Origin of the sequence: Pseudomonas sp. 3296, assembly GCF_031456615.1 — a bacterium.
Lineage (GTDB): Bacteria > Pseudomonadota > Gammaproteobacteria > Pseudomonadales > Pseudomonadaceae > Aquipseudomonas > Aquipseudomonas mucoides.
In genome coordinates, this window is the sequence record NZ_JAVDUY010000001.1 from 140598 (window position 1) to 162561 (window position 21964).

The 21964-nt window shown below is 56.2% G+C and carries 15 protein-coding genes and 5 pseudogenes; 15 read left to right on the plus strand and 5 right to left on the minus strand.

Features of this window, described 5'->3' with window-relative positions; all coding sequences use genetic code 11:
- Window positions 1-186: 186 nt before the first annotated feature.
- Window positions 187-1056 (plus strand): oxaloacetate decarboxylase, encoded by an 870-nt coding sequence (locus tag J2X66_RS00760; RefSeq protein ID WP_027925208.1) that lies wholly within the window; start codon window positions 187-189, stop codon window positions 1054-1056.
- A gap of 81 nt (window positions 1057-1137) precedes the next feature.
- Here the strand turns inward: J2X66_RS00760 and J2X66_RS00765 are convergent, their stop codons facing one another.
- Window positions 1138-2208, minus strand: a complete 1071-nt coding sequence (locus J2X66_RS00765; protein WP_310259609.1) for a diguanylate cyclase — start codon at window positions 2206-2208, stop codon at window positions 1138-1140.
- A gap of 192 nt (window positions 2209-2400) precedes the next feature.
- On the opposite strand from J2X66_RS00765, the gene J2X66_RS00770 reads away from it, so the two are divergent.
- From J2X66_RS00770 to J2X66_RS00780, 3 genes are all read left to right on the plus strand, one after another.
- Entirely contained in the window at window positions 2401-3855 is a 1455-nt protein-coding gene (locus J2X66_RS00770; protein ID WP_310259611.1) for an NAD(P)/FAD-dependent oxidoreductase, read from the plus strand.
- 22 nt (window positions 3856-3877) lie between these two features.
- Complete coding sequence (locus tag J2X66_RS00775) at window positions 3878-4825, plus strand: alpha/beta fold hydrolase (protein WP_310259614.1); 948 nt, start codon at window positions 3878-3880, stop codon at window positions 4823-4825.
- A gap of 122 nt (window positions 4826-4947) precedes the next feature.
- Entirely contained in the window at window positions 4948-6333 is a 1386-nt protein-coding gene (locus J2X66_RS00780) for a VOC family protein (RefSeq protein ID WP_310259618.1), read from the plus strand.
- A 49-nt stretch (window positions 6334-6382) separates the two neighbouring features.
- Here the strand turns inward: J2X66_RS00780 and J2X66_RS00785 are convergent, their stop codons facing one another.
- Window positions 6383-7060 carry a type 1 glutamine amidotransferase domain-containing protein gene (locus tag J2X66_RS00785; protein ID WP_310259622.1) on the minus strand — a complete coding sequence of 226 codons (678 nt, stop codon included), beginning with the start codon at window positions 7058-7060 and terminating at the stop codon, window positions 6383-6385.
- Between the two features lie 415 nt (window positions 7061-7475).
- Between J2X66_RS00785 and J2X66_RS00790 the strand changes: the two genes are divergently transcribed.
- The 7 genes and pseudogenes from J2X66_RS00790 (at window position 7476) to J2X66_RS00820 (ending at window position 17731) form a co-directional block, all read left to right on the plus strand.
- Window positions 7476-7991: an Hcp family type VI secretion system effector gene (locus tag J2X66_RS00790; RefSeq protein WP_007948242.1), complete on the plus strand. Its 516-nt coding sequence runs from the start codon at window positions 7476-7478 to the stop codon at window positions 7989-7991.
- 131 nt (window positions 7992-8122) lie between these two features.
- Window positions 8123-10165, plus strand: coding sequence for a type VI secretion system tip protein TssI/VgrG (tssI, locus tag J2X66_RS00795; protein ID WP_310259636.1), 2043 nt, complete (start codon window positions 8123-8125; stop codon window positions 10163-10165).
- Complete coding sequence (locus tag J2X66_RS00800; RefSeq protein WP_310259639.1) at window positions 10158-11057, plus strand: DUF4123 domain-containing protein; 900 nt, start codon at window positions 10158-10160, stop codon at window positions 11055-11057. The genes tssI and J2X66_RS00800 overlap by 8 nt, the downstream gene beginning before the upstream one ends.
- Window positions 11054-14374, plus strand: coding sequence for a toxin VasX (locus J2X66_RS00805; RefSeq protein ID WP_310259642.1), 3321 nt, complete (start codon window positions 11054-11056; stop codon window positions 14372-14374). The genes J2X66_RS00800 and J2X66_RS00805 overlap by 4 nt, the downstream gene beginning before the upstream one ends.
- 36 nt (window positions 14375-14410) lie before the next feature.
- Window positions 14411-15505: a DUF6708 domain-containing protein gene (locus tag J2X66_RS00810; protein WP_310259644.1), complete on the plus strand. Its 1095-nt coding sequence runs from the start codon at window positions 14411-14413 to the stop codon at window positions 15503-15505.
- Window positions 15506-15564: 59 nt separating this feature from the next.
- Window positions 15565-15795, plus strand: a pseudogene (locus J2X66_RS00815) (type VI secretion system tube protein Hcp); the annotation flags it as partial.
- Window positions 15719-17731, plus strand: coding sequence for a LysM domain-containing protein (locus J2X66_RS00820; RefSeq protein WP_310259647.1), 2013 nt, complete (start codon window positions 15719-15721; stop codon window positions 17729-17731). The pseudogene J2X66_RS00815 and the gene J2X66_RS00820, both read left to right, overlap by 77 nt.
- Before the next feature lie 49 nt (window positions 17732-17780).
- Here J2X66_RS00820 and J2X66_RS00825 read toward each other — a convergent pair whose 3' ends face one another.
- A complete protein-coding gene (locus tag J2X66_RS00825) occupies window positions 17781-18773 on the minus strand; it encodes an SUMF1/EgtB/PvdO family nonheme iron enzyme (protein ID WP_310259649.1) in 993 nt (330 codons plus the stop codon).
- A 97-nt stretch (window positions 18774-18870) separates the two neighbouring features.
- Here J2X66_RS00825 and J2X66_RS30160 point away from each other — a divergent pair.
- From J2X66_RS30160 to J2X66_RS00840, 4 pseudogenes are all read left to right on the plus strand, one after another.
- A pseudogene (locus J2X66_RS30160) lies at window positions 18871-19067 on the plus strand (hypothetical protein); the annotation flags it as partial.
- 3 nt (window positions 19068-19070) lie between these two features.
- Window positions 19071-20020: pseudogene (locus tag J2X66_RS00830) on the plus strand (type IV secretion protein Rhs); the annotation flags it as partial.
- Between the two features lie 5 nt (window positions 20021-20025).
- Window positions 20026-20298: pseudogene (locus J2X66_RS00835) on the plus strand (DUF6124 family protein); the annotation flags it as partial.
- A gap of 17 nt (window positions 20299-20315) precedes the next feature.
- Window positions 20316-20580, plus strand: a pseudogene (locus J2X66_RS00840) (hypothetical protein).
- Between the two features lie 321 nt (window positions 20581-20901).
- Here the strand turns inward: J2X66_RS00840 and J2X66_RS00845 are convergent.
- Together J2X66_RS00845 and J2X66_RS00850 are read right to left on the minus strand one after the other, a co-directional pair.
- A complete protein-coding gene (locus tag J2X66_RS00845; protein WP_310259652.1) occupies window positions 20902-21489 on the minus strand; it encodes a hypothetical protein in 588 nt (195 codons plus the stop codon).
- 210 nt (window positions 21490-21699) lie between these two features.
- Complete coding sequence (locus J2X66_RS00850; RefSeq protein ID WP_310259656.1) at window positions 21700-21942, minus strand: hypothetical protein; 243 nt, start codon at window positions 21940-21942, stop codon at window positions 21700-21702.
- Between the last annotated feature and the right edge of the window lie 22 nt (window positions 21943-21964).

The window sequence follows — 21964 nt, forward strand, 5'->3', positions numbered from 1 at the left end:
GTTAAACATGCCGCAAGCTGCAGACCGATCAGGTCTGCGGCCTTTTTCTGAACGCACCGACGAAAAAACCGGCATCCCTGTAAATTCGTCATCATTTGCCCCCCGCCCCCGTGATAGCCTTTTGTTCCTTCGGCGTTGACACTTTTGCTCAAGCCCTTCCATTCCAATTGCAGTGGTGGAACTCGTATGTCCAGGCTTTCCCATCAAGATTTGCGCCGTAACTTTCGCGAATTGTTCGCTTCCAACACCTGCTATCACACGGCTTCGGTCTTCGACCCGATGTCGGCCCGCATTGCCGCTGACCTGGGTTTTGAAGTGGGAATTCTGGGCGGCTCCGTCGCATCGTTGCAGGTGCTGGGCGCCCCCGACTTTGCGTTGATCACCCTCAGCGAGTTCGCCGAACAGGCCACGCGCATTGGCCGCGTCGCGCAACTACCGGTCATCGCCGACGCCGACCATGGCTACGGCAACGCGCTCAACGTGATGCGCACCATCGTCGAACTCGAACGCGCCGGCATCGCCGCCCTGACTATTGAAGACACCTTGCTGCCGGCGCAATTCGGCCGTAAATCCACCGACCTGATCGGGGTCGCAGAAGGCGTCGGCAAGATCCGCGCCGCGCTGGAAGCCCGGGTTGATTCGGAAATGGCGATCATCGCCCGCACCAACGCCGGCATTCTGCCGATCCAGGAAATCATCAGCCGCACCCAGCAATACCAAGCCGCCGGGGCGGACGGGATCTGCATGGTAGGCGTGCAGGACTTCGATCAACTGGAAAAAATCGCCGAACACCTGAGCGTGCCGCTGATGCTGGTCACCTACGGCAACCCGGCGCTGCGCGACGACAAACGCCTGGCTGAACTGGGCGTGCGGGTGACCATTGACGGGCATGGCGCTTACTTTGCGGCGATCAAGGCGACATACGACAGCTTGCGCGAGCAGCGGCAGATCTTTACCCAGGCGTCCGACTTGAGCGCCACGGAGCTGACGCATACGTACACGCAGCCTGAGGACTACATTCGTTGGGCCGAAGAGTTTATGCGTGTGAAGGAGTGACGGTTCAGGCGGTTTATTTGTATTGCCTGTTATTGCCCTTTCGCGAGCAAGCTCGGCTCCCACAGGGTATTGGACCGGCCTTCAGACGGGGTCGAGCAGTTCACGATAGGGCTTGCCATTGGTGCGGCAGATCACGCGATTGCGGCCCGTGGCCTTGGCTTCATACAACGCCTGATCCGCATCGTTGAGCCATAACGTCGCATCGGTGTGCGCCGAACTGAAAGCCGCCAGGCCAATACTCAAACTGACTTTCAACGCCGGACTCTGCTCGTAACCCAACGTGGCAAAGCGGTCGCGCAGAGCCTCCATCGTCGCAGCGGCGCTGTTCAACGGCATATCGGGCAGGATCACGCAGAACTCGTCGCCGCCATAGCGCCCGGCCACATCGGCGACACGCAGGTTCTGCTTGAGCATTTTGCTCAACTGGCGCAACACGATGTCCCCGGCGACGTGGCCGTAAGTGTCATTGATCGCTTTGAAATGATCGATGTCGATCAGCGCAATCGCCCCGCCCTGCTGCAGGCGTTGGCAGCGCTGGAATTCGACTTCGAGTTGATCCTTCCAGGCGCCATGGTTCAGCAGGCCGGTCAGGCTGTCGGTGCGGCTCAGGGCCAGCAACTCACGCTTTTGCAGACCCAGAGTAGTGGCCTGACGGAAGCAGATCCAGCCCAGCGCCATGGGATACAGAATCAGCAGCGGCATGCAGGCGAACATCTGCAACGGTGTTGTCGACGGAATGAACGCCGGGGTAAACGCCAGCCATCCAACCCCCATCCCGAGAATCTGCGCGACGGTGCCTACCAAGAGGAATCGCATGCCGCCGATGGCGACGTTGTTCATCGCCATCATCGACAACGTTGCAACGCTGGGCAGTGGATTGAACTGCATGGCCGCCACCCAAAAACCGCCGAGAAAGGCATCGACGAGGATGTTGCGGTGTTCGGCGTGAAACGGCACCTTGGCCCGACGTGCCCACTGATAAGCAACGTGCGGCCACACCACGCCATTGAACAGCATGAGTCCCCACACCCACGGTGCCGGGTCGAGTGGGTACATCGCCGCGCCCACGCACAACAGTCCCAAGGCCAGGCCCAGGGTTCGCGATGTATAAAGCCTCCTGGCCAATGAAAGACCTTTCCCCGCTTTTGCCATAGGGCCTCTGCGCCACTCAACGGAACCGGATAACACCGGGCTTGCAGGTGCGTTTGAAGTCTATCAGGGCGACGTTAAATAGCCATCACCGGTGAGCGGTCTGAATACCGGGGTATTGCCATGAGGCGAGTCCTCAATGTTTGGCTATACATGAAGGGAGGGTTCAATCAATAACTCCAAAAAAGGAGGCCCATGCAGACTTTTCAAGTGTTGATCATCGGCAGCGGTTTTGGCGGTCAGTGCGCGGCGATCAATTTGCTCAAGGCCGGCATCGACGATTTTCGCTTGCTGGAACGGCGGGACTTTTTTGGCGGCACCTGGTGCCAGAACACCTACCCCGGCGCCGCTGTGGATGTGCCCTCGCCCCTTTATTCGCTGTCCTTTGCGCCCTATCGCTGGACGCAAATGTTCGCCCAACAGGCGGAACTGCACCACTACACCCAGTACGTGGTGGAACACTTCGGCTTGCGCGACAGGGTCGAGCTGGAAGCCAATGTCGAACGCATCGAATGGGATGACGCCAGCAAACGCTGGGCCGTGCACACCGGCATCAAAGGCACGTTTTACGCGCAGTTTCTGATTAACGCGACAGGGCCGTTGAGCCAACCGGTCGTCCCGCACTTCGAAGGTATGGAACGCTTTCAGGGCAAGAGCTTTCACACCAACAACTGGGACCATTCCTACGATTACCGGCAAAAACGCGTGGCCATCGTCGGCAGCGGCGCCAGTGCCGCGCAGGTCATTCCGACGATTGCCCCGGACGTCGCGCACCTGCATGTGTTCCAGCGCACGGCGCACTGGGTATTGCCCAGGGCTGACCGCGCGTTTGGTCCTTTCCAGCGTTGGCTGCTGGGCCTGAAACCGGCCTACAAACTGCTGCGTTGGATGATCTACTGGCAGTTCGAAACCCGGGTGATTGCCTTCAAATACTCGAAACCGGCGATCCGCATGGTTCAGCATCAGGCCTTGCGCTTTCTCAAGCGCCAGGTGCCCGACCCCGAACTACGCCGAAAACTGACACCGGACTTCACCATCGGCTGCAAACGCGTGCTGGTCTCCAGCACCTACTACCCGGCGCTGAGCCGCCCCAACGTAACGTTGCACAGTCGCGAACAGGGCATCACTTCCATCGATGAAACCGGCATCGTCACTCAGGACGGCCAGCACATCGACCTCGACCTGATCGTCTGGTCCACCGGTTACGACGCCACTGACGGGGTGATTTCCTACCCCGTCACCGGCAAACACGGCACACGACTCAAGGACGTCTGGGCGCAGTACCCGCGGGCCTATCTGGGCACCAGCCTGCCGGACTTCCCGAACCTGTTTATCGTCACCGGCCCCAACACCGGCATTGGCCACACCTCGGCGCTGTTTATCATCGAATCGCAGATGAATTACATCCTCGACTGCATCCGTACGTTAAAAGCACAGGGTTTACGCAGTATTGAAGTACGCCCCGAAGCGGAACGTACCTACACTGAAATGATCCACAGGGAAATGGAGCGCACCGTTTGGAAGTCTGGAGGCTGTCACAGCTGGTATCAAAGCAAGAGCGGTCATGTGATCGCCATGTTTCCGGGGTTTAGTTTCAGCTATCACCGATTGACCCGGGCCTTGAAACCGGCCGACCACATTCTGTCCTGATCACGTTTAAGGAAGTCATCCGATGCTTCTATTGGTCGTCATTATCGCGGTTATCGTGGCCTGGAGCTGGTTGAGCTACCCGACCATCGGTTATTGGCTGTACGACTGGAACATGGCGATCGAGGCCAAGCTGTATCGGCTGCACAAGATCGTCGTGCCGATCAATGAAATGACCGTCTCGACCTGGCAAGGCGGGCCGTATGAGGCGTCCAGCAGTGTGCTGATGCTGCACGGCTACAGCGCCGACAAAAACCTGTGGTTGCGCTTCGCACGGCATTTTGTCGGCACGCATCGGGTGATCATTCCAGACATTGCCGGCCATGGCGAAACCGGCTTCAAGGCCGGTGGCGGCTATGACATTGCGTTGCAAGCCAAGCGGATGATCCAGCTGCTCGACGTCTGCGGAGTCGAGAAGGTGCATGTGATCGGCAACTCCATGGGCGGCTACATCGCGGCGTGGCTGGCGGCCACCTACCCGGACCGGATCGCCTCTGTGGCGCTGATCGACCCGGCCGGCGTCACTGCGCCCGAGGCCAGTGATCTGGAGCGACACCTGGCCAAGGGGCACAATCCTTTCCTGATTCATTCGCGGGAAGAGTTTCGGCGTTTCTACGCCATGACCATGGCCGAACCGCCATGGGTGCCCGGCGTGGTGCTGGACGCCGTTGCCCAGCGCTATGAGCAAAGCCGCGATGAGCTGGAAGAAATCTTCAACGACTTCCGCGCCAGCCCGCCGATGGAACCCAAACTGGCCGACATCAAATGCCCGGCGCTGCTGCTATGGGGACACAAGGACCGTTTGATCGACGTCAGCAGCGTGGCCGTCTGGAGCAAAGGCATCGTCGATCTGCGAGTGCATATCTGGGACCACGTCGGGCACATGCCGATGGTCGAACAGCCGGCCAATACCGCACGTCTGTATCGCGAGTTCCTGGGATCACTGCGCACCGAAAGCCGCTCGCACCTGTAACCCGGCCCTGTAGCAGCAGTCCTGGGGAGAATGAAGTCCGTAAGATTCTTCGTTTGTCGGCGCCGCTGAAGGCTGCGATCTTTTCGCACATCCTTTACGTCACCGCGCCGGGAATTTCTTTCATGAGCCAGTCACCCTTCGTCAGCCCTGACCTGATCCGTCAACGCTTCTCCAAAGCGATGTCCGACATGTACCGCGAAGAAGTGCCGCTGTACGGCGCACTCATGGAGCTGGTGGAGCAGACTAACCAATACGTGCTGGACAACGACCCGCAGATCGCCCGTCAGCTGAACAGCACCGGCGAAATCGAACGCCTGGATCTGGAACGTCACGGTGCAATCCGCGTCGGCACCGCCGCAGAACTGGCCACGCTCGCCCGTTTGTTCGCCGTGATGGGCATGCAACCGGTGGGTTATTACGACCTGACCCCGGCCGGCGTGCCGGTGCATTCCACGGCGTTTCGCGCGGTGCATGAAGACGCGTTGCAAGTCAGCCCGTTCCGCGTATTCACTTCATTGCTGCGTCTGGAGCTGATCGAAGACCTGGAACTGCGCGCCTTCGCCCAGTCGGTGCTGGACAAGCGCCAGATCTTCACCCCGACAGCGCTGGCCCTGATCGAACGCGCAGAAACCGAGGGCGGCCTTACCGAACAAGAAGCGCAGCAGTTCGTCGAACAGGCGCTGGAAACCTTCCGCTGGCACCACAGCGCCACGGTTACCGCCGAGCAATACCAGAAACTCAGCAACCAGCATCGCCTGATCGCCGACGTCGTGGCCTTCAAAGGCCCGCACATCAACCACCTGACCCCGCGTACGCTGGACATCGACATCGTTCAGGCGCAAATGCCTGCCCACGGCATCACCCCTAAAGCGGTGGTCGAAGGCCCGCCCCGCCGGCAGTGCCCGATCCTGCTGCGCCAGACCAGTTTCAAGGCGCTGGACGAGCCGGTTGGGTTCACCGATCAAGCTGAAACCCGTGGCAGCCACAGCGCGCGTTTCGGTGAAATCGAGCAGCGTGGTGCCGCGCTGACACCCAAGGGACGGGCGTTGTACGACCGTTTGCTCAACGCCGCTCGGGACGAGTTGAAAGACTTCCCCAATGAAGCCAATGCCGCACGCTACAACGCGCTGATGACGCAGCACTTTGGCGAATTCCCTGACACGTACGAAGGCATGCGCCGACAGGAACTGGCGTACTTTCGCTACTTCGTGACGGAAAAAGGCCTGGCGGCGGATGCGCTGGAATCATTGTCGCTGGAGGATTTGCTGGACGGCGGGTATCTGCGGGTCGAACCGCTGGTGTATGAGGACTTTCTGCCGGTGAGTGCGGCGGGGATTTTCCAGTCGAACCTGGGAGACGCGGCGCAAACCCACTATGGCGTGCATTCGAATCAGCAGGCGTTTGAACAGGCGCTGGGACGATTGACGATTGATGAGCTGGGGTTGTATGCCGAGACGCAGCGGCGCTCGATTGAAGAATGCTATGCCACGTTGGGGCACGCTATTTGAGACACACCACATGTAGCCGCTGGCGCAGCGTGCGCCAGCGGCTAGAGGTTTAGCGGAGCTTCGCCAACAATGCTTCGGCGCCTGCCTGCGAAGACGCCGGGTTCTGCCCAGTGATCAGCAACCCGTCCTCAACCACATAGCTCGCCCAGTCATCACCCTTGGAATAAATCCCGCCCTTCTCCTTCAGCATGTCTTCCACCAGAAACGGCACGACCTTTGTCAGTTGCACCGCTTCTTCCTCCGAGTTGGTAAACCCCGTCACGCGCTTGCCTTTGACCAACGGCTGTCCGTCCGTGCCTTTGACCCTACGCAACACACCCGGTGCATGGCAGACCGCCGCGACCGGTTTGCCGGCCTTGATAAACGCTTCGATCAGCGCAATCGAATAACTGTCTTCGGCCAAATCCCACAGCGGACCATGACCGCCGGGATAAAACACGGCGTCGTAATCCTCAGGTCTCACCGTGCTCAGCACCGCCGTAGACGCCAGCGCCGCTTGGGCGGCAGAGTCTTTGCGGAAACGATGGGTGGCTTCGGTTTGAAAGTCGGGCTCGTCGCTTTTCGGGTCCAGCGGTGGTTGGCCACCCTTGGGCGAGGCCAGGGTCAGCTGAGCACCGGCGTCCTTGAAGGCGAAATACGGAGCGGCGAATTCTTCCAGCCAGAAGCCGGTTTTCTTGCCTGTATCACCCAATTGATCGTGGGACGTTAAAACCATCAGGATTTTCATGTCGTTCTCACTCCGTTTCAGGGTTGTTCGGACGCTCGACGGCGCTGTTTTTATGGACCTTGCGGCCGGCCCATTCGTTGCACCGGATGTCAGGCGCCGTTGACGGGTGGCGCAAGGCCGTTATGCGCAAGAAGTTGCGCACTGATCCTTCAGAAATGTCCTGCCTTGCGGCTGATCGCCCGGCCTGGCAGGCCCTCCAGCCGAGTGCGCAAGAAGTTGCGCAGTGGTGTGCAAGTTCTTGCGCACATTCCTTTGGGTTCCAAGATGAAAATCTTTTCCTTCGTGATAAAACCAACTCAAACCACTGATTTATATAACGTTAACCGTTTATGGCACGGACCTTGATAACAGTCAGGCACCCACCGGGCGATACACGCCTCCCGGGCACCCTAAATTTTTAGCAAGGAGCACACCCATGGCTACACCAGCGTACATGTCCGTCACTGGCGAAAAACAAGGTCTGATCACCGCCGGCGCATTCACCGCCGACTCGGTTGGCAACACCTACCAGGAAGGTCACGAAGACCAGGTCATGGTTCAGGCTTTCAGCCACGACGTGATCATCCCGCGTGACCCGCAATCCGGTCAGCCAACCGGTCAGCGCGTTCACAAGCCAGTGGTGATCACCAAGGTCTATGACAAGTCCTCGCCACTGCTGCAAGCCGCTCTGACTTCCGGCGAGCGCATGAGCGAAATCGTTATCCAGTGGTACCGCACTTCGGCTCAAGGTACCCAAGAGCACTACTACACCACCAAACTGGAAGACGCCATCATCGTCGCCATCAACAACAAAATGCACAACTGCCAGGACCCATCGAACTCCCACTTCACGCACCTGGAAGAAGTGCAGTTCACCTACCGCAAAATCACCTGGACCCACGAAGTTTCCGGTACTTCGGGTTCCGATGACTGGCGTCTGCCGGTCGCCTAAATCAGGCCGACCGTCTCAAGCATCGGCCAGCTCTGCTGGTCGATGTTGTTTTCGCCCTTCCAGAATTTTTGCGTCTGCCGAGGCCTTTTCGGCCATTGGCGCACGCCGCAGCACTGCACGAGGAACAAGGGATGTTCGCGCCGGCCAATCAGACTCACTTTGCCCTGACCATCGAAGGTCTATCCAGCGATTTGCAGGTGCTGTCCTTGCAAGGCCGGGAGGCGATCAGCCAACCGTTCGTGTTTGAGGTGGAGCTGGTCAGTGAACAGCCGTCCCTGGACCTCGAAGCCCTGCTGCACAAACCGGCCTTTTTGCAGCTCTCGCCGGACGGCAGCGGCATTCACGGCCAGATCTACCGGGCCGCCCAGGGTGATTCCGGCAAACGCCTGACCCGCTACGCGGTGACCCTGCGCCCGCAATTGTCCTACCTGGCGCACCGCATCAACCAGCGCATCTTCCAGAACCTCAGCGTGCCGAAAATCATCGGCAAAGTCCTCGAAGAGCATGGTATCCAGAGCAACGCCTACGAATTCAACGTCGGGGCGATTTATCCCGAGCGCATCTACTGCGTTCAATACGATGAATCGGACCTGCAGTTCATCCAGCGCCTGTGCGAGGAAGAAGGTATCCACTACCACTTTCAGCACAGCGCCACCGCCCACAAACTGGTGTTCGGCGATGACCAGACGGTGTTCCCGAAACTCGCCCCCGTGGCCTACCAGCAAGACTCCGGCATGGTCGCCAACGACCCGGTGATCAAGCGCTTCGACCTGCGCCTGGAAACCCGCACCAGCCGTACCACCCGCCGCGACTACGACTTCGAAAAACCACGCCTCACCCTCGAAAGCGAAAACCGTGGCGACGCCCTGCCCGACCTCGAAGACTACGACTACCCCGGCCGCTTCCTCGACCGCGAACGCGGCAAGCACCTGGCCAAACGCGCCCTCGAACGTCACCGCAGCGACTTCCAGCTCGCCGAAGGCAAAAGCGATCAGCCGATACTGGTCAGCGGCCATTTCCTGGCCCTGACCCAGCACCCGAAAGCCAAATGGAACGACCTGTGGCTGCTCACCGAAATCCTCCACGAAGGCAAACAGCCGCAAGTGCTGGAAGAGTCGGTCACCAGCAGCACGACTAACCTCAAGGACGATTTCCATCAGGGTTATCGCAACCGCTTCCAGGCCACCCCGTGGGACGTGCCGAATCGCCCGCCGCTGCATCATCCCAAGCCCCGCATCCTCGGCAGCCAAAGCGCCGTGGTCACCGGACCTAAAGGTGAAGAGATCCACTGCGACCAGTACGGCCGCGTCAAAGTGCAATTCCACTGGGACCGCGAAGGCCAGGCCGATGACAAAACCAGCTGCTGGCTGCGCGTCTCCTCCGCCTGGGCCGGCGCCCACTACGGCGGCATCGCCATCCCGCGCATCGGCATGGAAGTGCTCGTCACCTTCCTCGAAGGCGACCCCGACCAACCGCTGATCAGCGGCTGCCTGTACCACAAGGAAAACGTCGTCCCCTACGACCTGCCGGCGAACAAAACCCGCAGCACCTTCAAGACCCTGAGCTCCCCTGGTGGCGGCGGTTACAACGAACTGCGCATCGAAGACAAAAAGGGCCAGGAACAAATCTTCCTGCACGCCCAGCGCGACTGGGACGAAAACGTCGAACACGACCAGAAAATCCGCGTCGGCAACGAACGCCACGACACCGTCGAGCAAAACAGCTACAGCGAATTCAAGGCCGAAGAACACCACACGGTGTATGCCGATCGCAAAGTCGAAGCCCGGGCGAATGACCACCTGACGGTGGGCGTGAATCAGCACATCAAGATCGGCACCGGGCAATTCATCGACGCGGGTCAGGAAATCCACCTGAGCAGCGGCATGAAAGTCGTGCTTGAAGCGGGCAGTGAGTTGACGCTGATCGGGGGTGGCAGCTTTATCAAGATCGATGCTGGCGGCGTGACCATGAGCGGGCCGGTGATCAACATGAACTCCGGGGGTGGGCCGGGTAGCGGGACGGGGGCTGCGCCGTTGTTGCCGGGGGTGTTGAAGCAGGCGGATGCGGATAAGGCCGGGCAACTATTGGTCCCTGCGCAACGGCAAGCTTTGATGCAGAAGAAGCCGATCTGCGCGATCTGCGAGAAGGCCAAACTGGAGGCGCAAAATGCTTAAGTCCGAGTGGCCGCTGGAAAATGGGTTGCCTCAAGGATTGCCGTGGAATGGCACGGTCGGTTTGCTGCTGGATGGCGTCAGCGTCGAAAAACTGCCCCAGCACCTTTATCAATGGTCGGACGATCCGATTTTTGAGCCGCTCTACCTCGGTACCCCGTGGGCTGAATTGGGTGACGTTTCGCCGTGTCTGGTTCAGATAAAAGCGCAGAACAATCCCATCCTCGCGAAATTTCTGGCTGAGTCCCGCCAGGAATGGGGCTACATGGTGTTCAGCGATCAACCCTGGGCACAAATGGTCGAGCACTTCCGCTGGCTGACCAGCGTCATGCATCCTCAGGGTGAAGAAGTCCTGCTGCGCGTCGCCGACCCTGCCGTGGCCCACGCATTGCTTAGCCACGCCGAGAGCATCAAGGACCCTACCCTGTTCGGTCCTTGCTCGCAGATCGTCTCCGCCGATGCGGCGCTGGGTTGCTGGCACATCAACCAGCAACCGGGCAAAGCAGCCGAGCCAAATCACAGCAAACGCTACCGCTTGAGCAACGAACAACTCAGCCAACTGGATGAAGTGAATTTTCGGAGCATCGTCCTGCGCCTCGACCAACACATGCACGAATACTTTCCGACCTATCAGGCACAATCGACGCCGTTGCAGCGCTGGGAACACCTGCACGCATTGGCATCGACCTCGTACGATCGCGGCTTCAACACCGAACTCGACATCACACTTTATGCCAACATTCACGGGTTTCTCGGTGAGCGAGCGCTGGAGGAGCATCCAGATCTGGATGCAATACTGAAGACCCCTTCGGAACAAACGCCCGCTCAGCGACTCGAACGGGTCGCTGATATTGCCCAGGAACGGGCTGAAACCCCGCTGAGGAGCCAAGGATGACAACGCCAACATTGACCGGCAAAAGCCCGAACAACGTTGCAAAAAGCCGGGACGACGGCAAGTGTGCCATGGGCGGCTGCTCGCTGATGAAGGCTAAAATCCAGCTCATCCCACTGCGTTACGGTCTAGTCGAACGACTAGACCCATCCAGCGCACTGGCGATGCCGTACAAAACCACTTCTCGCCCACTAGGCATTCGCTTGATGCGCGACGGCTGGCTCTACGTCATCGTCGACAAAAAACCTCAAGCCGTCATGCACGAATACCGAATCCAGAACGGCATCGTGACCCAACTGCTGTGGGAAAAAGGCGAAATCACCGCCAACAAACGCGAAAGCAACGTGGGCGAAGCCGTGCTGGTCTTCCCGCGTTTGAGCAAGCTCTATGTCAACTACTCCGAGGTGCAATGGACCGCCGCCAAATGCGCGCAGGTCAGCAAGCACAAGTCTGAACGTGAGTACTTCATGCAAAAGGTCGATCTCACCAATGCAGACCCTGAGAAAGGCGCAGCTAATCTACTGACTCCAAGTCAGGCGGAAAGGTGGATTGCGGAGATTGCAGAACAGCCGAGTAAAGGTCCAGCGCCGACGGGCGTCAAACCCGAAGAAAGCAAAGACTATCTCTGGGAGCAAGCATCGCACTTCAAAAAGACTCAGCTGGGCGCACTGAAAAAACAGGTCAAGGCAGAAAACGAGCGTGACCATCTGTATATGGTCATACAGGATGACATCGGTGTACTGCGCGACCTCGCCGAACATCAGGATTTGGTAACTGGATGGATCAGTGACTGGAGTGATGCGGAGGCAAACCAAAAGAAGTATGTATTTGGTTGCTACATCGAATCCTTATACACAGTCACCGGCGATACCATCCTGAATGCCGCCCAAGGCGACCCGCGTTTTGCCAAACTCAAGGACGAAACAAGCGAAGAACAACGGCAATCCATCGTCGACTACGTCAACGTTAAAAATCAAACCCAGTATTCAGGCGCTGGTACGCATCGTGGGGCTATTGCAGCTTCAAAGTCGCGGATGCGTACGAGTCTTGGACCTTTGCATTCCAAGTACGAAGACCTGATCGAGACTATCGAAGAAAATGCGGATGACGCGCTCGAGGGCGCAAAAATGGGACAACAGGGCATCAACGACCTGATTGATCGGCCCGCTATGGAAGCCTTTCTGAAACAGCAACGCGCCCAACTCAGTCGTTGGAACAAACGGCTGGACCTGATCAGTGACGATCGCGCAAATCTGATCAGTGAAGAACGCTTCCAACGCTCAGCCTGGTATTTCGATCCCAAATTTGGCGATCAACTCGACACAACTCTCGCTACTGAATATGCCTGTATGAGAGACATTTGCCGGACAGACAAAGCGACTGAAAAGCTTGCCGATCTGATCGAGAAACAGCCGGGTTTTACCGTACCAACCTTCTTCACATTGAGCTTGACTGATCAGAAGGACATGCACGCAAAGGTCACATCGTTCATCAAGTCCCTGCGCGATACCTATATGGCCAAGGACGACTATCAGGGTGCGCAGGCACTCAGCGGAAAATTTGGCAATTTGCTCACGCAGAATCTCGCAGCAGCAATGCAATTGAGTGAAAACGGCATTGTGCTCGGTCAGTTGCGCGACACGGCGTATGAGCCGGCAAAGCAATTGCGCCTGGCAGGAGCGCTGGATGAGGCAATGCAAGCGCTACGCAGTGGCCAGCCGCTAGATCCAGCAAAAGTATTGCGCCGAATTCCTGGCTCGGCCTGGATAGATGTTCTGCGAGCCTTCGGTAAGGGAGGTATTACGTTGGAGTTTGCCTCTGCGAATCAAATTGCCACGTTCAAAGCTGATATAGCCAAACTGACAGATCTGCGCCAGCAAATGACCTCGCTGAAAAATCAGATTCGGCAAACCCTGGCTGATGAACGTAAAGGAAGGTCACCAAAAGGCGGTTACAAAACCTTGGTATCTCGCCGCAAAGCCATTCAACAGACTGTCGCTCCCCTTGAAGGACGGATAGCTCAGGCCATGAGTCCTGTTGGTGACGGACCGGGCAAGGCTGCCTTCAAGATTAAAGGGCTTAACAATGCTCAGGTGCTTGAGTTTGAGCGGATGGCCGATGACTATCGGCTCAAGCGTCCTTCCAAGGGAATAAGCAAGGCGGTTTTCGCATCAGCTGGAGGGGATTTGTTTTCTTCAGCTGCAGCGGTTCTGCAAATCATCAGCTTTGCGACTGTTTATGGTGAATTTGCTAGAAAAAAAGAGGCGGATTTCTCCGATAAGTTGGCTGTAGCAAATGCTCTTTTTTCAATGTTTGGGGGGGCAATTGCCGCGGCCCAAGGAATTGCCATTACTGGCCTTTCTGTCGCAATTGAAAACTATGCGAGTGCCGCCGCTAAAATCGGATTAGCCTCCAAGTTAGGCAAAATTACAGGCGTATTGGGGCCGTTTTCATACCTTTTTGGCGCTATTGCCGCAGGCACCGGTTTGTACGGTGAAAAAGGGTCTGCCGCAAGGTGGACCGAAGCTTTACGGTCAGGCGATGGCGCCAAGCTAGCTGGGGCTAGCATGACGCTGGCTGGAGACTCCGGCCAACTAGTTGTCAATGGCTGGGCAACCGCACGAACAGTTCAATACACTTTTGAAGCTATGACGAATGTAAGCCAGGCGCGCGCTCTTGCATGGGTTACGGCTGGTGGTAAGTTGCTCAGCGTCGCCGCACGTGCCAACCTGATTGGCCTAGTCCTGACAGGACTCCAATTAGGTGGTGAATGGCTATACAACCGTAATAATAAGACCGAACTGGATAAATGGCTGCTTAAAGGTCCTTGGGGCAAGCAGAGCGAAAACCGAAGTCTTGCGGAGGAGCGTTTGATGTTAGCAAATATTACTGCCGCTCCACAGATAGCCCTACAACAAGTAAACAGCAAGCCAATGGCCGTCTTGAGCGTGCCGGGGATGACAGCCAATGATCTAGAAGATGTCAGTCTCGGCCTCAGTGCTTACTGGCTAACTAACCAACAGCGCAATGACTGGGAAGCGTGGAGCGAACCATTGCTGTATCAACTCAATCTGCTAGGTGCTCCGGGCGAACCTCTTAAGCTCGGCTTGGAAATATTCCAACACGAAGCTAACGCCCAGCATGGCCTTTCCGTCGTTTTACGCTACCACCCCGTAGCCGGTGATAAATCTTTCCGAGAGAAGCGATTCGAAACCACGACCCTAAACGCGCAGAATGGCAAGCTGCTTCAATCAGTATCTGTGTTAAGGACGCGTACCACGAATGCCCCTTGGTTGCTAGTAACTAGCGACTCCCTGTAGTGGCCTAAACCGCCTACATTTTTTCGGTTGAATTGCATGCCATCCAAACCTGAACAGCAAGTCGAACTTGACCTCAAAAATCACCGCCCCACGGCGGGTGAAACTCGACGTTTTGCCACAGGTGAAGCATTATTTTTCTCACCGCTGCCAGTTCCGACCGGGCAAATCCCAAAGGATCTCGGCGGAAGTTTTGTTGAAGTCAACGACACCTATCTGGACTTGGGTAGCAGCAATCTCACCAAGTCTTTCCAAGCACGATTAGCTGTGTCACTCCCAACAGTCGTAGTTATCGTTTGTCTATTTGTTCTCCCAACATTGATGGGCTTCGCAGCATTCATAAACCCATTCGGCAGAAGCTTCTGGTTTTACTTCAACGATTTTTTTGAGTTCGGAATATCACTAGCGCTCTGGTGTGGAGGGGGAGCAGCGCTGATTGGCCTGTACGCGATTATCAGCACCACAAGGAACAAAGCCCGCGCCAGACCCATCCGATTTAACCGTCAACGCCGAGAGGTCTGTTTCTTCCCGAATGGCTCCGACGAAGCCGTGATCCAGCCTTGGGAAGACACGGTTGCGTGGATCTCAGTCAGCACCGGATTCACTGGAGTAGGCGTAATCAGTAGCTACACCTTTGGCATGGCCCTAGATAATCCCAAGGCCGATACGGTGCACTTTCTCACACAGGAGGTCATGACTCCTGTTCATGGACTGGGCAAATGGGAAGCCATACGTGCCTACATGGAAAAAGGACCGGAGTTCTGCCCTGGTAAAGCACCCTACGAGGGTCGCCACACCTTCGATAAAGAACGACAAGACATGCACGAGGAATACCAGCACAACGAACGTTCCGCATTAGGAGTTGGTTGGTGGTACCTGACACACCTGATCACTTGGTGGCGCTTTCCATACTGGGTGGCGGAGTGGGACCATCGTTTCAGTATGAAGTCTCTACCTGATTCCATTGCTGAGTGGTCCAAACCTCTTCCGTCTGAACAATGGGCCAAACCAAGCCCAGCGCTTAAAGAGCAAAGCTCGAAAATCGAAAAAGCCTTTGCTCAAGGGCAGGATTTTATGACGTACTTCAAGGCAAACCTAAACGAAAGCAAGGCAGAAGAATCAACAAATAGCTGAGCTATATGATTGCCAAAAATCAGGTGGCCCGATAACCGTTAGATCAAGTCTGAGCTTTTACAAAACTGGAAGACGCCATCATCGTCGCCATCAACAACAAAATGCACAACTGCCAGGACCCGTCGAACTCGCACTTCACGCACCTGGAAGAAGTGCAATTCACCTACCGCAAAATCACCTGGACCCACGAAGTATCCGGTACTTCGGGTTCCGATGACTGGCGTCAGCCGGTCGCCTACGCGCAAAGAAGACTTGCAAGGTCAGTTGGCAACAGTGCAGCAGGCACGTGATTGGTATCAGCGTTATACGCCAAAAGTTTCGCTTGGGGGCAACTACCTGGAGAGCAACTGGAAACAGCTGCAAGCCAAAAAAGTACTCGAATTGAACGCCGAGATTGAATCACTGCGAACCAAGATCGCAGCGCAAGGAAAGGCCGAAGCCGGCGACAGTTCCACCAGCGCCAACAGCGCTGCGCCGGACATCAAGCATGGCAAGGGAAAAGCCACCGAAAGCCAAAAAGGTCGACAAGTAAAAACTAGCATTACCGTTATCGAAGTCATCTCGTTCAGCGACCCAAGCCGCCGGCACTACATACCGATGAGTTACCGGGAACAACTTGACTGGAAAGTGAAGGTCAGCACGAAGGTAATGCAGGGCAAGCCACTCGATAAAAACCTGGCTAAAGAGCTGTTCAAGGACATCAAGTCCGCCGTCAATGAAAGCCGAAAAACCAGCCCCCTTGGTAGTCTGGAAGCCAAGTTTACGAGCTGGACGAGCAAAGACGACAACCTGCTTAATGCCCTGCATAAAGAATGCTCCTGGACCTCCAATCAGGCAGACTCGGCGAAATACGCCGTCTCCGCCGAAGCCCACGCCTTCCGTTTCGCCGCCACCGCCAGCGCCGGCATCAACAGCTGGGAGCCCGGCAAAGGCAACATCGAAGTGGGCGTGAAAGGCAGTGCAGCGATCTCGCTGGCGGAAGGCTCTGTTGCGCTCAAGAGTTTCTTCCCCGATCAAGGCGGTTACGTGGTACGGATGCCTTACCGCAATGCCGAGGGCAAAGAAGTGGTGAGTGACATCGGCATTTTCCGCCTTGACGGCAAGGTCGAATTGTCGTGCTTCGCCGGGGCGACAGCCCAAGGCCAGGCTGGCGTCAAAGCGCAATATAAACCCAAAGAAGTTGAGGCGTCGGGGGCTACAGCGTTGCTCAGCACGCCGAGCATTGCGGTGGATAAAAAGCGCGGAGGCAGCGTAGGTTTGAAGGGCAACGCCTTCGCCGGTGTACAAGGTGGCGGCACAGTGACCGGAACGTTGAAGTGGCTTGATCCAGCCAAGCAAGGGGGCGGCAAAATTGTCGCGGGCCAGGCGAATGATAGTGGCAGTACAGACTGGGCGAGTCTGGTTGAGGTCAAGGCTGAAGGCAATGTGGCGCTTGGCGTTGGAGCAGGTTTTGATTTCAGCATTATCATTCGAAGTGATCGCTTGGAAATTAACTGCGAGGCCAGCCTGGTATTTGGTCCAGGGGCCGGTGGTGGTTTTGGAACGGCGGTCGATTTAGAGCAGGTCGGTAACCTGGCATATGTGTTTTGCAGTGCATTGTCGAAAGCGGATTTTCACTACCAGCTTGCGGTGACTCAGGATGCTTTCAATTACATGGCCAGGGGTCTATTCCAAATTGCAACTAATCCAGGGCAAGCAGCGGGCAAGGCATTTGAGGATGGATCCCGTAGCATGGGCCTTTGGTGGAAACAACGTGAGGCTACTAAACAGGAAGCACAAAATTTGGCGAGGTATCTGCTCAGAAACCAAGCCATTAACGTGAATGACAAAAAAATCCCGCTCAAGATGCTGCCACCAGAAACCATTGGACCGATGGTATATCTACTAACCGAAAGCTTTGTTGAAAGCTGGGCTGAAGACCAGCAAAAGGCAGTCGTATTATTGCTGTCTCATTTGCACAGCTGGCGGCACTTCTTCGAAGTATTAGAACACTGCTCGAAGGGTGGTGAAAAAGTCCTAGCCATGGATAGCCTGAGTCGTATCAATGCCCTACTAGATGGACAAGAACAACGCGAATTCAATAAGTTTATCGGAAGCTTAGCGGTCAACGACAATACTTCATCGCGTTCAGGTGGCATGCTGGCGTGGACGCCGGGTCCATCATGGCGCAAAGAAGATGTATTAGTCGCCGCACGACGCAGTAATCTGTTTGACGGCTTGGCTTGACTCTACAATTTAAATAATGGCGCCACTGGCGCCCTTATTATTTATCTAGCTATAGCGGTTTACCTGACTGAATAGCGCAGCGAAAACCAGTGCCTGGATAGTACGCTTTTTGGATAGGTTTATCTGGCCAACGCCGTACGATAGGAGCAGCAAATAAAGGGGCCTCTGGATAATTCGAGCCACGCTTTACTTTCTCTGTTCCCGTCGCAGGTCCTTGCGGATTCTCTAGAGGTGAGTTTTGATAATAATCTTTACCGTACCAGTCATTAACCCAGTCAGTAGCATTACCTGACAAATTGTATATACCTAAAGGATTTGGGGTGAATCTGTTAACAGCAAACGTCTCGCCTCCGCCTTCTACTGGAAAGTTTTTCCCATAGTCTAGACTACCGGTATCTGTAGGAAACAGCACATGCTCGCCACGGTTGCGGGCGGCATACTCCCATTGTGCTTCTGTGGGCAAGTCTATTGGATAACCGCTCAATTGGCCAACCCATTGACAGTAATCCTTGGCCTCCTGCCAGCTTTTTGTAGGAGCCGGTAAATTCGGCGCATACATATTTTGCAGATCCGCTCTGTCTCGGAATTTTATATCAAACACCGGCTTACCCTGCGCGGTAAAAAACAGGTCAAAATCACCTAAGTTAGTTTGAAACTTCGATAGATAATAGCCACTTAGTTTTACCGGATGAACAAAGTCGTCGTTACCATCTGGGCTGATATTGCACATCTGCTCAGGATCTTGCCCACAAGGCCAAGTACACACATCCTTTTCGTCGTACTCACAAATCCAACCGAAGTCTCCCATATCAAACTGACCACCCTCGACAAACACCATATTGTCGATGGACTGCACGACGGTGTTGAGTACCTTGCCGCGCAGTTCGCTGGATAGATCAGGGTACGTCTTCGCAATGGTGGCAGCGATGGCGGATACTTTCTCTGGCGCAAGACTCTTGCTATTTGGCAAAGGACCGGATTCCGCCTCGCAACCGACTAAAAACATCATGGCTGGCAGGGCAAGTACGAGCTGACGTAGCACTGGAAATATCCTTATAAAATGCGACAAAGGCCGAACATTAACATCCCCGCCCTTACAACAAAGTCCCACACAAAGCCTTTCAAAATGTCGGTAATTACCAGGACGTTTCATCAACCGCGAGCGCGGCAAATATTTAGCGAAGCGCAACCTGGATCGTCACCGCAGTGACTTCCAACTGGTCGAAGGTAAAGCGATCAGCCGTTGCTGGTCAGTGGCTACTTCCGAGCCCTGACCCAACACACGAAAATCAAGTGGAACGAACTGTGGCTGCTGACCGACGTCCTCCAAGGAGGCCTCCACTATCAATGGGACGCAGCGAACCGCCTCGCGCAAATCACCCTGCCCGGTGGTGCAACCCGTGCGTTCACCTCTAACGCTTACGGCAAAGTCACCGCCGAACGCGATGAACTGGGCCGCGTCACCCGTTACGAGTATGCGGATAACCTGCATCTGGTCAGCCGCAGCATCAACCCGGACGGCAGCCAACTGCGTTACCACTACGACAACTCGCGCCTGCTACTCAGCGAGATCGAAAACGAACGTGGCGAGCACTACCACCTCGGTTCCTACCCTAACGGCCTGATCCAGCAGGAAACCGGCTTCGACGGTCGCCGCACCGCCTACGAGTACGACCTCAACGGCCAACTGCTGAAGAAAACCGAATTTGGCGACGACGGCAGCGAACTGATTACCGAGTGCCAGCGCGACGCCGCTGGGCGCTTGCTGGTAAAAACCCTGGCCGATGGCGAAGAAATTCACTACAGCTACGATGCATTGTGTCGCCTGGTAAACGTCGACGACGGCCACTGGCCTCTCGCCTACGAATACGACCTGCAAGACCGCCTGATCACCGAACACCAGGGTTGGGGCACCACGCGTTACGAGTACGACAAACTCGGCCAACTGAGCCACTGCCGCCTCCCCGACGGCAGCAAACTCGACTACCGCCACCAATCCGGCGGTCGCCTGAGCAGCATCGACCTCAACGGCTCGCGCCTGACCCCGATGCCAATGGCAACCTTGCGGGCATCGACGACAGCCGCAAAGGCAATCGCAGCTACCACTACGACCCGCTCGACCGACTGATCAACGTCCGCGGCCCCCCCCCGGAAAGCTTTGCCCACGACCCGGCGGGCAACCTCCTGGGCCAGGGCAACCAGCCAACCGCAAACCTGGCCAACGTCAAAGGCAACCGCCTGCTCATGCAGGGCGACCGCCACTATGATTACGACGCCTACGGCAACCTGGCGTCGACCCAAACACCGCCAACCCCATCAGCCACGTCTTCACCATCCTCCCCAACATCGATACCGAAGCCCTGCTCAGCCACGCCTGCGAAACCCTCGCCTCCCTCAACGTCCTCACCACCGACCTGGCCTGCAAACTCGAAGGTTCACACCGCAGCCTGGCGCTATCAATCCAGCAACTGGCCGTAGTAGTAGGTGAATTGTTGGTAAACCGTGCGCTGGACAATCTAGACCCTCCTGACGACGCCTCCAAAGCCCCACAAAGCACCGAATCTTGAGAGAAGGAGGCCCAACCATGGCTCGATACATGCCCATCACTGGCATCGACTGCCTGATCCCTCGCCTGCGATACGGAAGCGCCCCTCGATGTGTTGCACGACACGGCGGCATACCGAATCCGCAGCGTGACTCAACTGGTGGAAACTCTATCCTTGGGTGATTCGCTCAAGGGCGACAACGCGCTACTTCAGGACTTCGCCCGGGTCATTGCAATTCGATTACACGACGGCTGCGATCTGCTGGACGTCATCGGCCGACGTTTACAAAAACAAGCCACATAAAAAAACGGGCGATCATACGATCGCCCGTTTTTTATATATATTCATTGCCAACACTTCAAAGGAAGGTGTCCGCCCAGTGCTATGGCCTCGGCATTCCATGCACTGGTAAAGAGCCGTGACACTGGGCGAACGGGGGCATTTTAATAGAAGTTTTCGAATATGTCCGCTTAGCGAACATGAAATTTTCAAACACAATGTTTAACAAAATGTCGGTTGCAATACTATTTAAACCGCCACCAAAACTCACCACCTAGAACATTAAAACTGATTGTTCTTGTACAAAAAACTTATACAAGAACAATCATTTTATAGAGTCAATACTCAGCTTTTAGGGGCGTGAGTATGCACTTGCAGGATGTCTGTGTAGATGAGGACAACGGTTTGACCGACTTTCAGGTCTTTGAGTTTGGCTTGAACTTCCGGTCTTACGACATCAACCGTTTTGGATTTACCCTTCGGACCTTCGAAGGTCACCTGGTTTTTCTTCAGGTCGATGTGGGTGATTTTCAGCTGAACTTCAACCTGGCGGTAAGCTTCACCAGCCGGTTTGGCGGAACCTGGCGCTGCGCGAACGTCGCCCGTGCGTTCGGCGGAACCTGGCAAGGCCTTCGAGACGTCGGTATCGAGGTAGGCCGCTTCAGCGTGGGTGACATTGATATCGACTTGATCGCCGGCTTTCAAGTTGCCAAGGTTTTTCGCTTTGTCGGTCAGTTGTACAGAAACTTCTTTACCTTCCGGCCCTTTGAGCACGACTTGATGGTTTGCGGCGTCGACCGAGACGACAGTGGCGGTGGTCTGATCCTCTAACACGACGCCAGCCAGCGGAATATCGGCAGCCATGGCGCCGAGGCTGACAGCGGACAGCAAGGTAGCGAGGGTGATGGCTTTGGTCAGTGCATGGAGTTTCATAGGCGATACATTCCTTGGTAATAAAGGGCAGCAGACCGCTCTGGCTCAGGTGTCAGCGCGATGTGTGCAGATGAGCATAGACGGTCTTCAAAGAGTTTTTGCAGTTTCTTGCCCCGTGGGCTCGTTGTGGTCGGTGCTTTTTCCACTTTCCTTGCGCCAAGTCAGCCAAGTGTCGCGCAAGGCATCACTTTCTCGTTCTTCGGGGCCGCCTCAGGCTTCAGGATCATCGACTTCCCGGGCGACGTTCACGGCCGGCGAGTCTTTGTGCGATTGTCCGGCTTTGGCCTTCAAGTCTTGCCACTGCTGGAGGTCGATGGCGCCCTGCCCCAGCAAGTCGTCGGCCACCCGCAGCAGTTCGGCGTAATGGGCGTCGGGGGATTGTTGCCAGTAGGCTTTGTCGTCGAACAGGCGTTGCCATGAAGCAAGGTCTGGCGGTTTGAGGTCGTCGCTCATGGTGGGCTCCAGTGAACGGGCT

Coding starts and splice junctions, on each gene's coding strand:
- J2X66_RS00760 (WP_027925208.1), top strand. CDS start 187: ATGTCCAGGCTTTCCCATCAAGATTTGCGCCGTAACTTTCGCGAATTG.
- J2X66_RS00765 (WP_310259609.1), bottom strand. CDS start 2,208: ATGGCAAAAGCGGGGAAAGGTCTTTCATTGGCCAGGAGGCTTTATACA.
- J2X66_RS00770 (WP_310259611.1), top strand. CDS start 2,401: ATGCAGACTTTTCAAGTGTTGATCATCGGCAGCGGTTTTGGCGGTCAG.
- J2X66_RS00775 (WP_310259614.1), top strand. CDS start 3,878: ATGCTTCTATTGGTCGTCATTATCGCGGTTATCGTGGCCTGGAGCTGG.
- J2X66_RS00780 (WP_310259618.1), top strand. CDS start 4,948: ATGAGCCAGTCACCCTTCGTCAGCCCTGACCTGATCCGTCAACGCTTC.
- J2X66_RS00785 (WP_310259622.1), bottom strand. CDS start 7,060: ATGAAAATCCTGATGGTTTTAACGTCCCACGATCAATTGGGTGATACA.
- J2X66_RS00790 (WP_007948242.1), top strand. CDS start 7,476: ATGGCTACACCAGCGTACATGTCCGTCACTGGCGAAAAACAAGGTCTG.
- tssI (WP_310259636.1), top strand. CDS start 8,123: ATGTTCGCGCCGGCCAATCAGACTCACTTTGCCCTGACCATCGAAGGT.
- J2X66_RS00800 (WP_310259639.1), top strand. CDS start 10,158: ATGCTTAAGTCCGAGTGGCCGCTGGAAAATGGGTTGCCTCAAGGATTG.
- J2X66_RS00805 (WP_310259642.1), top strand. CDS start 11,054: ATGACAACGCCAACATTGACCGGCAAAAGCCCGAACAACGTTGCAAAA.
- J2X66_RS00810 (WP_310259644.1), top strand. CDS start 14,411: ATGCCATCCAAACCTGAACAGCAAGTCGAACTTGACCTCAAAAATCAC.
- J2X66_RS00820 (WP_310259647.1), top strand. CDS start 15,719: ATGACTGGCGTCAGCCGGTCGCCTACGCGCAAAGAAGACTTGCAAGGT.
- J2X66_RS00845 (WP_310259652.1), bottom strand. CDS start 21,489: ATGAAACTCCATGCACTGACCAAAGCCATCACCCTCGCTACCTTGCTG.
- J2X66_RS00850 (WP_310259656.1), bottom strand. CDS start 21,942: ATGAGCGACGACCTCAAACCGCCAGACCTTGCTTCATGGCAACGCCTG.